12 protein-coding genes and 1 pseudogene are annotated in these 11,458 nt (G+C 65.8%); 8 read left to right on the top strand and 5 right to left on the bottom strand.

The genetic code is table 11. The features are described from left to right. Positions 1–22 precede the first annotated feature (22 nt). From ACZ69I_RS06895 to ACZ69I_RS06915, 5 genes are all read right to left on the bottom strand, one after another. A complete protein-coding gene (locus tag ACZ69I_RS06895) occupies positions 23–409 on the bottom strand; it encodes a hypothetical protein (protein ID WP_470830801.1) in 387 nt (128 codons plus the stop codon). Continuing rightward, positions 409–4,770, bottom strand: a complete 4,362-nt coding sequence (locus tag ACZ69I_RS06900; RefSeq protein ID WP_470830802.1) for an RHS repeat-associated core domain-containing protein — start codon at positions 4,768–4,770, stop codon at positions 409–411. The genes ACZ69I_RS06895 and ACZ69I_RS06900 overlap by 1 nt, the downstream gene beginning before the upstream one ends. Before the next feature lie 7 nt (positions 4,771–4,777). Continuing rightward, on the bottom strand, positions 4,778–5,089 hold the full coding sequence (locus ACZ69I_RS06905; RefSeq protein ID WP_470830803.1) for a hypothetical protein: 312 nt from the start codon (positions 5,087–5,089) through the stop codon (positions 4,778–4,780). 63 nt (positions 5,090–5,152) lie between these two features. Further along, positions 5,153–6,193: a hypothetical protein gene (locus ACZ69I_RS06910; RefSeq protein WP_470830804.1), complete on the bottom strand. Its 1,041-nt coding sequence runs from the start codon at positions 6,191–6,193 to the stop codon at positions 5,153–5,155. Then, the gene (locus tag ACZ69I_RS06915) at positions 6,184–6,831 is read right to left on the bottom strand and encodes a hypothetical protein (protein WP_470830805.1); all 648 of its coding nucleotides are present in this window, start codon (positions 6,829–6,831) and stop codon (positions 6,184–6,186) included. Before ACZ69I_RS06915 ends, ACZ69I_RS06910 begins: the two co-directional genes overlap by 10 nt. A 299-nt stretch (positions 6,832–7,130) precedes the next feature. On the opposite strand from ACZ69I_RS06915, the gene ACZ69I_RS06920 reads away from it, so the two are divergent. The 8 genes and pseudogenes from ACZ69I_RS06920 to ACZ69I_RS06955 all read left to right on the top strand — a co-directional run bounded on the left by ACZ69I_RS06920 (position 7,131) and on the right by ACZ69I_RS06955 (position 11,438). Next, positions 7,131–7,493, top strand: coding sequence for a hypothetical protein (locus tag ACZ69I_RS06920; RefSeq protein ID WP_470830806.1), 363 nt, complete (start codon positions 7,131–7,133; stop codon positions 7,491–7,493). A gap of 64 nt (positions 7,494–7,557) precedes the next feature. Continuing rightward, a pseudogene (locus ACZ69I_RS06925) lies at positions 7,558–8,241 on the top strand (N-acetylmuramoyl-L-alanine amidase); the annotation flags it as partial. Between the two features lie 99 nt (positions 8,242–8,340). After that, on the top strand, positions 8,341–8,613 hold the full coding sequence (locus ACZ69I_RS06930) for a peptidoglycan-binding domain-containing protein (protein ID WP_470831065.1): 273 nt from the start codon (positions 8,341–8,343) through the stop codon (positions 8,611–8,613). Between the two features lie 16 nt (positions 8,614–8,629). Next, on the top strand, positions 8,630–8,833 hold the full coding sequence (locus tag ACZ69I_RS06935) for a hypothetical protein (protein ID WP_470830807.1): 204 nt from the start codon (positions 8,630–8,632) through the stop codon (positions 8,831–8,833). 152 nt (positions 8,834–8,985) lie between these two features. Then, positions 8,986–9,552 (top strand): hypothetical protein, encoded by a 567-nt coding sequence (locus tag ACZ69I_RS06940; RefSeq protein ID WP_470830808.1) that lies wholly within the window; start codon positions 8,986–8,988, stop codon positions 9,550–9,552. A 117-nt stretch (positions 9,553–9,669) separates the two neighbouring features. After that, positions 9,670–9,819 carry a hypothetical protein gene (locus ACZ69I_RS06945; RefSeq protein WP_470830809.1) on the top strand — a complete coding sequence of 50 codons (150 nt, stop codon included), beginning with the start codon at positions 9,670–9,672 and terminating at the stop codon, positions 9,817–9,819. A gap of 139 nt (positions 9,820–9,958) precedes the next feature. Next, positions 9,959–10,300 carry a hypothetical protein gene (locus ACZ69I_RS06950; RefSeq protein WP_470830810.1) on the top strand — a complete coding sequence of 114 codons (342 nt, stop codon included), beginning with the start codon at positions 9,959–9,961 and terminating at the stop codon, positions 10,298–10,300. A gap of 37 nt (positions 10,301–10,337) precedes the next feature. Then, complete coding sequence (locus tag ACZ69I_RS06955; protein WP_470830811.1) at positions 10,338–11,438, top strand: AAA family ATPase; 1,101 nt, start codon at positions 10,338–10,340, stop codon at positions 11,436–11,438. Positions 11,439–11,458: the final 20 nt, after the last annotated feature.

An 11,458-nucleotide genomic window follows, 5' to 3' on the forward strand; every position in this document is an offset into this window, starting at 1 on the left:
CCGCGCCATGATGGATCTCGCGTCAGAGCTGGTAGGGATACAGATGGATCTCCGGTGTGTCGAACCTGATCGTCGATCCGGGCTGAGGTGGCACGGTTTCATTCGCCATCTCGATGAGCACGATGTCGCGGCCGACGCGGAGACTCATCATGGAGTCCTCGTCGACCGTCTGGACTGTTCCGTGCACCGTCACGGCTTGCCGTCTCGAAGGATCGCCGTTGAGCATGTCGGCGTCTCCGTCGCTCGGGAGCCAGGTCGTGATCTCCTCGGGGATGTCGATCTCCACGTCGAACGGGCCCTCGCTCGGCACGACGTCGGCTTGCCATACCCCCCAGGCGTCTCCCAGGTCGCTCCTGAACCGCACTTCTCGGCGTTCGGCGTCGAGGATTTCGAGCACTTCGATTCGCATTATTTCAATCCCAGTGGAACTCTGACCATGGTGTTGTCCACGATCCAGGTATTGGTGGGCGCGACGAATGTCCACGTCTCCTTGTGGAAGTGGAACTTGGTCGGCTTGCTGTTCATCTCGTGTGGGCCCATCCGGATACTCCGCAGGCCATCGGCAGATACTAGGCGATCGGGGTCCGAATTTCCTGTCCGCGGGTGGACATTGGTGTACGGGCCGTCGCCCAGGAACTTCTGCCATTCGTCCAAGACCTGGTGTGGTTTCAGCGGCTTGGGCGCGACGAGTTCCGGGGTTTGGATCACGTTCTGTGGCGGCTCTGTGCATGCCAGTCCGAGAGGGTCGATCCAGGCATGCGGATTGTGCACGTAGGCCACGGGGTTGGGAGCCGGAGCGAGACCGAGCGGATCGGGGCTGAGATAGCGCGCGGTCTCGGGGTCGTAGTGGCGAAAGTGGTTGTAGTGCAGCCCAGTTTCCGGGTCGAAGTACTGTCCGGGGAACCGGAGCGGCGTGTATGCGGTGCTGTCCGACGCCCACGTGGTCGTGCCCCAGAGCGTGGCGCGGGTGCGCCAGGCGATGGAGCCGGTCTCGTCCACGAGCTCGGTGGGAGTACCGACGAGGTCGGTCACGATGGCGAAGAAGCGCGAATCGATCGCGTCCTGGGATTCTCTAGCGACGTTGAGGCGCTCGGTCTGAGCAATCGGGCGCAGGTCCCGATAGTCCCAGGTGAGAGTGACGGGATCCGGCAAGGCGACTGATGCCGTGGTCTGTTCGCACAGCGTGGCGCCGTCCCACGTGAAGTCTGTCTGCTCAAGCACCGTGTCGTCGTCGGCAAGGCGCTGTTTGGCGATACGGCGGCCGAGCGGGTCGTACGCGTACCGCCATCGGGCGCCGTCCGGGGTGATCACTGACGTGAGGCGGTCCTCGGCATCCCACACGTACTGCCAGGTGTCGGGCTTTCGCGAGAGCCGCGCCTTCTGGCGCAGGGTGACGCGGCCCGCCGCATCGTGCTCGTAGCGGGTGCTGCCCGCTCTGGTGATGCGCGTTCCGCTGTAAGTGCGGGTGCCGGTGGCCTCATGGCCGGGGTGAGAGCTGGGCCAGGAGGCTTCGGTCTGATTGCCCGCCGCGTCATAGGCGTATGTCTCGGCCCAGTTCGAGGCGCGGACAGCGGTGACCCGGCCCGCTGCGTCCAGGTCGAAGTCCCGGGTGCCGTTCAGTTGGTCGGCGAGGTGGGTCAGGTTGCCGTCATGCCCGTAGGCGTAACTTCGACGCTGAACACTGTTGCCGATGCTGTTGTCGGTGACGGACTGCTGGGTCAGGCGGCCGAGTTCGTCGAAGGCGTTGGCCACTGTAAGCGATTCACCCATGTGACGGGCCAGCTCACGGCCTACCGGGTCGTGGTCGAAACGGATCGTGCGCCCGCCCGTGGCGAGTTCGGCAACGCGGCCCGCCGCGTCGTAGCTCCAGCTGCTGGTGGCGCCGATGGGTGTCGTGCGGCTGACGCGGTTACCCAGAACGTCGTAGGCGTGGGTGACCGTACGCCCGTTGACCGATTCGGACAGCAGGAGTCCGGCAGCGTCACGCTCTTGGGTCAGGTCTGCGTCCGGGCCGGTTGCGCGGACGAGATGTCCGGCGAGGTCGTAGGCGTAGGTACTGACGGCCCCGTCAGTGTCCTTGCGAGTGGTTTGCCCCAGTACGTCACGCGTGTAGCGGATCGTCTGGCCGAGAGCATTGGTACGGGAGATGAGTCGGTCAGCCGCGTCGTAGGCGTAGGCGACACTCCGGCCATCGAAGTCAGTCTCGGCCACCAGGCGTCCCGCGGCGTCATAGCTGTACCGCCAGGTCATTCCCTGCCCGTTGGTGACCTGGATGGGACGCAGCTCTGTGTCATGGACGAAGGTATAGCGGGTACCGTCCTGCTCGGTGCGAGCCGCCGTCAGGCCGAAGTGGCTGTACTCGAAGCGCGTGCACGCGCCTGCGGAATCGATGTGGCTGGTGCAGTTGCCCTCTCCGTCGTACGTCCACGACTCCGTGGTGCCGTCCGGTGCGATACGACGTGCCGGATGCCCCTCGACCGTCCATTCCTGCTGCGTGCGGGAGCCCAGCGCATCCGTGAGGGCGACAGTGCGACCGAAGACGTCCCGCCCGCTCCGGGTGACCGCGCCCAGCGGGTCGGTGATCTCGAGCGGGAGACCAGCCTGATCACATCGGATATGGGTGGTCTGGCCGAAGTGATCGGTGACCTGCGTCAGGTGCCCAGACTTGTTGTATGTGAACTGCGTGGTGGCCCCGGTGGGGTCGGTCACAGACGTGCGATTGCCCCGCTCGTCGTACTCCTGGATCCAGGTGGCACCATCCGGACCGATCACCATGGTGGGCAGACCCAGGCTGTTGTACTCACCTGTCGTCGCATGGCCATCCGGGCGGATGACGGACGCTATTCGCCCGTGCTCGTCGTAGAGGTAGCGGGTGGTGTGGCCCAGCGGGTCGGTAACGGCGATCAGCCGGTGCTCGGCATCCCATTCCTGGACGGTGGTGTGGCCCAGCGGATCCGTCTCCCTGACCAGCCGCAGAGCCTCATTGTGCTCATAACGAGTGGTATGCCCCAGAGAGTTGGTGACAGTGGTGGTACGGATGGCGTCGTCGTAGTTGAGCGTGCCGGAGAGGAAGTCGGCGCTGCCCTCAGTGTGAACGACTCGGCCATGCTCGTCGTAGGTGTAGTGGTACGCGGTGTCGTTGCGGTCGGTCCACGAGGTGATGCGACCCTCGGAATCGTAGGTGAACCGAAGAGGAAGGCCAGAGGAGTTGGTGACCTCGGTGAGGTGCCCGTCCTCGCTGTAGCCGTAGGAGACAAGGAGGGTGCCGAGGCCGTCCGGCCGCTCGGGGTCCAGCAGGCGCAGGGCGCTGATGCGGGGCAGGTCGCGGTGGCGGTCGAGGGCGATGCGGTAGCCGCCGGAGTGGGCGACTTCCACGGGCGTACCGTCGTCCGCGTAGTGGAGGGTGATGCGCTGGCCGTTGCGGTCCTGGATGGACTGCAAGGGCAAGTCGACAGCATCGCTGTCGTCGGTGGGCCGTGGGCTGTGGAAGGTGTAGGCCAGCCCTGTGTCCGGGTCGGTGATGCGCAATGCGCCGTCGACTTCGCTGTCCCAGGCCAGGGGTATTCGCGGTCCAAGCTCTGGATAGACAGGGTCGGCAGTGTCAGGGGCAGGGTGCGGGTAGATCAGCCGTGCGCCGTCGGCCGCCGCGTAGACGATGCAGTCGTCATCGACTTGGAGGCGCTGGTCGAGGGTGGAGGCCCAGGTGGGGCCGAACCAGCCGCCCCATCGGTACGGCGACAGGTGGGTCCGCTCCAGCACCAGGGGCAGGGCGCCGGGCAGTTCGACGTCGGTCTGGGGCAGCAGCATGTCGCCGGTGGCCACGTCGATCGGGTCACGGTCGCACTTCTTGAACATGGACCGGATGGAGGCGGGCAGTTTCTCCCACTCCGAGGGGCGGAGCTTGAGCCGGGACAGGCCGGAGCCGTCCATCCCCAACTTCTGGCCTAGCTTGGCGAGTTCGCTGGGCTTGAGCTTGCCCAAGCCCTTGCCGAGGAGCTTGCCCAGACCTCCCGCACCGACCCCGAAGGCGGCGCCCATGGCCAGGGTCTCTGCCAGTTTGCCCGGGTCCTTGAAGGTCCCCGGATCCTGCAGGGCAGCGTCGAAGGCGGCGAACTTCATCCCGTCGCCCGCGAGTTTGCCGGCCTTCGCGATCGTCTTGATCTCGCCGAGGGCCTTCAGCGCCCGCTCCAGGCCGCGGATCGCCTCCATCACGGTACGGATGACCGAGGCCATGCGAGTGCCGGACTTCTCGATGCGGCCGATCAACACCATGATCTTCGCGGCCCGCGCTCCGGCCGCCAGGTTCCCGGCGATCAGGGACAGGCCGCCGCTCAGCACCGACAGGGCCAGGCTCGCGATCTCGAACTCGGCGATCTCCGCGAGGATCACACCGATTTCGGTCAGCAGCTCGTGCGCCTCGTCGGCGAAGTCGTCCAGCGCCTTGGCACCGTCGCGTAGCGAGTCAGCCATGTTGGTGGCCTGCGTGCGGGCGGTCTTGGCTCGCTTGTGGAGGGCCTTGGCCGCCTTGCCCTCCCACTCCAGATCCTTGAGCGCCGTCTCGGCGGCGTGAGCGGCGGCGTCGAGGCCCTTGGCCAGGGCCCGCCACTGCTTGGCGATCTCCCGGATGCCGTCGGGGTCGATGAGCGGGTCGGTGATGCCGAGGAACTCCAGGCCGCTGGCGAGGGTGTCACCGAAGGCGTGATTGGCCTTGTTGATCCAGTGCAGCGGGTTGAGGTCGTCGACGTCGATGCCGGGGATGTCGAAGCCCATGGACGGCTCAGCCCTTCTTGGCGCGGGCCGCGGCGGTCAGCAGGACGTCCAGGAGGTCGAAGGCGTCGGAGACATCTCCCAGGAACTTCGCCTCTTCCTCCCACTCCTTGTGGAGGTGCTTGGTGAGCTTGGCGATGGTGTCCATGCCGTCCTGGATGTCGTCCTTGGCGCTCATCAGCGAGCCAAGGACGCCGAAGGCGGACATGTCGTGCGAGGCGGCCTTGAAGTCGTGCAGCGGCTTGGTGGTGTGGTGATCCACTTTGCCCAGTGCGGAGGCCGCCTTGTGCAGAGCTTCCGCATCCTTCTTCAAGTCCGACATGGTGTCCGCCCCGTGGGTTGCGATGGTTCTGCACGTGATGTGCCGACTGGCCGACGGCCTCGGTCAGCGGTTGATGGACTGGATCTCTTGGACGTTCACGTCCTGGGTGGTCTCGAAGGTGCCGTCCGGCAGATCGCCCTTCGCGCCGCCCGTACCCTTCCAGGAGATCTTCCACGTGACGGAAGCCTTGAACTGGTACGGGCCGGTCCCTGACGTGGACCTGAGGTAGGCCATGCCGCACGGCGGCTCCTGGTCCGCCTTCCCCTTGGCGTACGGCTCGCCGATGCTGCCGTCGGCGTTGATCGGGCAGTCACCAGATGTGGGGAAGACCTTGGCTTCCTCGGTACCTGGTTCGATGTGGAGGCCGACAGGTTCGGCGGTGGTCGTCGCCGTCATGTCCAGGGCCGGCAGGCTGGCGGTGACGGACACGGGCTTGAACGTGGCCTTGTCGAGCCACAACCAGGTGTTGAGGTTCACCTTCTGCGCACCCTGGGGCTTCATGGACACGGAAGTGTCAGGAACCCGGATCTTTTCATAGGCGAGCCCAGCGAGAATCTCGGGCGAAATGGCGTGCTCAACCTTGGGGTCATCGCCCTTCTTGACCCACCACGGGTCGCGGAACATGCACTCCCAGGCGGCGGTTTCATCCATTCGATCACGGTTGATGAAGTGGCCCCACCAGTAGCCGTCATCCTTGTCCTTCATGTGGAAGTCCTCGTCGGGCTTCCCCTTCTCGAACTGCTTCTTCTCCTTCTTCACCCACTCGGCCTGGTCGCCTCCGACGGACCAACTGTCCTCGTTGTACGCCTTGTACTGAGCGGGCGTGTACTTCGGCGCGAACCAGCAGGGCGGCGGCGTCCAGTCACCCACAGGCTGGATGGCGCCGACACTCCCACCCGATCCGTTCCGGGAGAGGTTGTAGGTGATCTTGGCCCCGATCTCCTGGCCTTGCCTCTCTCCGGTTGGCTGCCCTCCCTGGGAGCCCGGCTTCGTTCCATTCCCCGGAGCCCTCCCTTCAGCAAAGGCGGCCGGTGAGCCCGAGATGATGGTGGCAGTCAGCGCGCCTATGACCAGGCCGCACCGCGCGGTCTTCGTCAACGACACTGCTGGGCCCCCCGCTTCGACATCATCTGCTCGGCCTGCCAGACGCCCTTCGAATCCTTCTCGAGGTGCAGGTTGTAGAAGACGTACGCGTCACTGCTCGAGGAAACCCCATCAGACCGCTTACCGGTCTTCCGGTCCTTGTTGTAAGCCTTGGATTCATCGCCGCAGTAAGTGAGCCCAGCAGAGCCATCCTTGAGGAACGTCACCTTGCGGTTGTAGTAGCGAACCGTTCCGCTAACAGACTGCCCGGAATCCACAAACTGCTGCACCCAATCCGCACTGACCTTCAGGGCTTCACCCTTGGCATAGAACCTCAAGGCCGAGGACTTCGGGTTCCCGCGGATGATGGCATCGTCCGTGGCTCGAATGAACTCCCGGTTGTCATTGAGTACGGACGCTTCCTTCGCGTCACCAGGCTCTTCGAAGAGGAGCTTGTCGTCCTTGGGGAGCTTGATCTCTGGCCGGTCGATCCCGTCCGCCGTCGCAGACGACGACGGTGACGCCGACTTCTTCGTGCCGGTGTCCGCCCCGGAGATCTTGTCGTTGCCCTTGTCGCCGTCTGAGCTGCCGCAGGCGCTCAGCAGCAAGGCAGCGGAGGCCGTGAGTGCGGCCGCCGCGAGCCGGGTCGAGCGAGTCACTGTTGTCTCCGGTGAGGTGAGGGTTACTCGAGCGAAGCAACGCTATCCGTGACCACCTGATGACGATGAGAGCGGGTCAGACTTTGGCCGAGACGCACACCAGCGCCGACCTGCCAACTACTGCTCCCACCCAGCCGGGAAGCCCACCTTCCGCGCCAAAAGTGGACATCACCTCCCAGTCTTAGCGAATGCGCACGCACCGGCTTCCTACCAGGAGGCACAACGCAACGCGTCTGAGTAGCGGTGCGTTGCCACCCGTACGATCAACAGTGGTGCGGGGCCGCCGGGAGTGATCATCGATGTCGGTGCCGCCGCCGGGCGCCGAGCCCACCTTGTGGGAGCTGCACCGTGCCGTGTCGCAGCTGCGTGAAGATCTGCGCGGCGACCTCGCTCAACTCGCTGCCCGCTTGGACCAGGTGGTCACCGAGGACGTGTACCGGGCTGATCAGCGGGCGGTCGGTCAGCGCATCAGCCAGATCGAGGCCGGGCTGGCCGGGCTTCGCGGCGAGCACGACCAGGCGACGGACCGCGCCGAGCAGCAGCGGCGCGAGGACCAGACGCAGGCCATGGCGACGCGTCGACTGGTGTTCAGTTCGTTCGTGTCTCCGGTGCTGTTGATGGCTCTGCAGCTGTGGCTCGCGTCGCGTGGCGCGTCCCCGTAGAGCTGGGGTGTTGGGGGAAGTTGAGGGTTCAGTTCGGGCGCGGGGAGAACAGTGAGCGCCGAACGTGGCGACACCTATCAGTGCCGACCGACTCGTTTCCGCGCTGCGCGCCGAGGGCGTGCGCGTGGTCGAGCGGTCGGGGTGGAGATCCCATAACCGGAATCACAAGGGACCGTTCGGTCCGGTGAACGGAGTGATGATCCACCACACGGTGACTTCGGGCACCAGCAACACGGTGGGCATCGTGGAGCGCGGCTATGCAGGTCTGCCGGGCCCGCTGTGCCACGGCATGATCGCCAAGGACGGCACCGTGCACCTGATCGGGCACGGCCGTACCAACCACGCCGGCCGCGGTGACGGTGACGTGCTGCGCGCGGTCATCGCCGAACGGGCCCTGCCCACGGCGAACGAGGCCAACACCGACGGCAACACACACTTCTACGGCTTCGAGTGCGAGAACCGCGGCGATGGCACCGATCCGTGGCCGAAGGCTCAGTTGGATGCGATCGAGCGGGCAGCAACAGCACTGTGCCGTGCGCACGGCTGGAGTGCGGCGAGCGTGATCGGCCACAAGGAGTGGCAGCCCGGGAAGGTCGACCCAAAGGGCTTCACGATGGGCTGGCTGCGCGACCGTGTTTCCGCCCGGCTGAAGTCCAAGCCCTCCGGTGGCAGTGGTTCCGCTGGCGGTTCGGGCGGCGGCTCATCGACCTACGTGGTGCGCAGTGGCGACACCCTCTCCAGCATCGGCAAGAAGTTGGGTGTTCGCTGGGAGCTGCTGGCGCAGGCGAACAAGATCAAGGCCCCGTTCGTGATCAAGCCGGGCCAGAAGCTCACCGTTCCGAGGAAGGTGAGCGGGGGCTCCTACTCACCGCCTCCGTTTCCGGACGGTCTTGCTCCGGGCCGCTCGTCACCGTCTGCGAAGGTCCTTCAGAAGGCACTGAAGGACACCGGCTGGCTCGACCGGTCCGTGCCGCTTTCCGACAACTACGGGCCTCAGACCCAGAAGGCCGTGGCCTGCTTCAACCGCAAGCACAACCTGTTCACCACGGGCCGCCCCAACGATCCCGCGATCGGCCGTAGCGGCTGGAAGCTCCTTCACCAACTCGCCTACGGGAAGTAGACCCTTGATCAACTTTATGCACGCGCACAGCACCCGCCTATACACCATCGCTTCGGCGGCACTCGCGCTTGTCGCGCACTTCGTCGACGGCCTGCCTACGGAGCTGATCCTTGCTCTGGTGGCGGCGATCCTCGGTGCCGGTGAGGCAGTCCAGCGGGTGGAGGACCGCAAGACCCTGAAGGCGCTGTACCAGGAGTCGCCCACGGCCGCCGAGGTCTAGGCGTCGGGCCGCATCCGGGCTCGCTCTTCGCGGTGGCTCTCCACGAGTAGGTCGTGGAGAGCCACCTTCGGCGTCTGCCCCTCGGGGCTCGGTTCCGCCCCTGCTACCACTATTCTGCTCTCTTAGGCGTATCGAGCAGAGAGGAGGCAGAGGTGGCGAAGCCGCTGCTGTGCGGGCGGATGGAGATCGGCCGCATCTACAACATCAAGCCCACGGTGGTCAGCAACACATGGATCCACCGCGGCGTCCTCTCTTACGACGACGCCGTGATCGTTTCGGGCAAGCCGGTGTGGCCGGGTGGGTTCGTGGAGTCCCTGGCCTTGCCGCCGGGCGGTCGTGGTCGGCAGCTCGACGAGGCGGCCTTGGCTGCGCTGGAGGCCGAGCAGGGGGCGAGGGTGCGGCCGCGGAAGAAGGGGGAGCTGCCGGCGCTCGTGGGCGCGCAGGAGTACGCCGAGTTGTTCGGCGTGACGCAGATCGCTGTCGGTCAGGCCGCGAAGACCGGCTCTGGGCTGGTCGCGGAGCCTGATTACGCCCTGTCCGGGTCAAAGGTGTGGCTGCTGGACACCGTGCTCGCCCACGCTCCGGTCACCATGGAGACGTCGCGCAAGAAGCTGTGGGTATTGCGGGACGAGGTAGCCGAAGCTCTGCGGGAGGGTCGCTACGACGGCCCGGGGTCCTTCTTCTCACAGCGCGGGAACAAGGCGAAGCCGACGCCCTAGCCGTGCCGGGCAGTCAGTTCACCGCGCTGCGGAGCGAATCTTCTTCAGCAGCGCGGTTCACGCTGCGCCGCTCTCCGGCCTCTTACCTACGAGGGCTACTCAAGGAAGGGATGCGCCGTGAGCGACAAACGCCGAAAGCTGGACGATGAAGCCGTGACGCGTTGGCTGGATGCGCAGCACCGCGCGCTGGTGGGCAAGGTGGCAGGGCTACTGGATGTCGAGGCCGGTTTGGAATCCATCATCGGTCGATCGCCGGAGGCGCCCTAGCTGCACCTTGCTGCGGCCTCGGCGAGTTTGCACCCCCACCCATTAAGAGTAGAATTTAACTACAAGGTGTAGGGGTGCCTGCGAGTGCCGTTTACGCATGCCGCAATATAGGTCGCGATAGACGAATAATGGAGGTCGCATGATTCCGGTTCAGATGGAGCTGCCGATCGCGCCGCTGCGGCACCCTAGCCCCGGCAGTGCAGGGGTGAGCATCCAGGACCGCTTCGAGATGTTCCACCAGCTCAACCCGTGGATCCTGGAACAGCTGGAGGTACTGACCGCGGACTGCGCGGAGCGCGGGCTCCGCCGCATCGGCATCGGGATGCTGTTCGAGGTCCTGCGCTGGCAGTACGGGCGGGCCACGCGGGGCGAGCCGTTCAAACTGAACAACGACTTCCGCTCCCGCTATGTCCGCCTGCTGCTCGACCGGCATCCCGAGTGGTCCGCCCTGTTCGAGATCAGGGAACTCCGCACGCCTTGAAATAGGTCCCGATCAAAACAACCTCTTGGAGAAGTGCGTGAACCACCCGACACCCAAGCTGCGGACCCGCAAGCCCACCGGCGTCATCCCCTGGCCGACGATCCTGATCGAAGGCGAGGAGAAGAGCGGCAAGAGCCATGAAGCGGCCGCGTTCACCGGCTGTGAGCTGACCGGGCAGGCGTACTGGCTGGAGCTCGGCGAGGACACCGCCGACGAGTACGCGAACGTGCCCGGCGCCGACTACCTGCTGATCGACCACAACGGCACCTACCGCGACATCCTCGGCCAGGTCGAGGCCGTTCACGCGGAGGCCAAGCGCGCGGCCGCGGCGAAGGAGAAGCCGGTCGTTCTGGTCATCGACTCGGGCTCGATGCTGTGGCGGATGCTCGTGAACTGGACCAACGAGCGGGCCCGGCGCTCCAGGACGGGGCAGAAGGCGCTGCGGCAGGACCCGGACGCAGAGGTCAAGCCGTCGATGAACCTGTGGAATGACGCGGCCGAGCGGTGGCAGCGGGTGATGTACCTGGTGCGCACGATGCCCGGCATCGTGATCTTGCTGGCGCGCGGCAAGGAGGTCGCGGCCGTCGACGGCAACGGCGACCCGATCCCGCGCACGAAGGACTGGCGGGTGGAGGCGCACAAATCGCTGGCGTTCGATGCGACGGTGTGGGTGCGTATGCGCCGCGAGGAGCCGCCGCAGATCGTCGGTGCACGCTCGCTGAAGTTCCAGGTGCCGCGCGGCGGGCAGTCCAAGCCGATGCCGGACTTCTCCATCGAGAAACTCGTGTTCGGCCTGATGGGCTGCTCGATCCACAACCAGCCCACGCCCACCCCGGAGCTGACGGGCGATCTGGCGCAAGCGTGGATGCCGAAGGTCCACGAAGCCGCCAAGGAAGGCGTGGAGGGCCTGAAGACGCTGTGGCGGGACGTCGAGGCGGATGAAGACCTGAGCCGGGACGAGGTGTTGGTGGTGCGCTCGGCGATCGAGCGTGCGGCGGCCGAGCTGAAGAACCCCCGGAAGTTCAGCGATCCCACCAGCGATGACGTGGCCCGGCTGCGCTCTGCTGCGGCCGAGCAGCAGGACCAGGACGCCGAGGGCGCCTTCGCCGAGCAGCCCGGCGGCGAGTTCTCCGCCTGACCCAGCCCCCCTTTCTCTCT

Source organism: Streptomyces sp. NPDC036815, assembly GCF_055609205.1.

Bases quoted from the DNA above. Each gene is read 5' to 3' on its own strand.
- ACZ69I_RS06895 (WP_470830801.1), bottom strand. From the start codon at position 409: ATGCGAATCGAAGTGCTCGAAATCCTCGACGCCGAACGCCGAGAAGTG.
- ACZ69I_RS06900 (WP_470830802.1), bottom strand. From the start codon at position 4,770: ATGGGCTTCGACATCCCCGGCATCGACGTCGACGACCTCAACCCGCTG.
- ACZ69I_RS06905 (WP_470830803.1), bottom strand. From the start codon at position 5,089: ATGTCGGACTTGAAGAAGGATGCGGAAGCTCTGCACAAGGCGGCCTCC.
- ACZ69I_RS06920 (WP_470830806.1), top strand. From the start codon at position 7,131: ATGTCGGTGCCGCCGCCGGGCGCCGAGCCCACCTTGTGGGAGCTGCAC.
- ACZ69I_RS06935 (WP_470830807.1), top strand. From the start codon at position 8,630: ATGCACGCGCACAGCACCCGCCTATACACCATCGCTTCGGCGGCACTC.
- ACZ69I_RS06950 (WP_470830810.1), top strand. From the start codon at position 9,959: ATGATTCCGGTTCAGATGGAGCTGCCGATCGCGCCGCTGCGGCACCCT.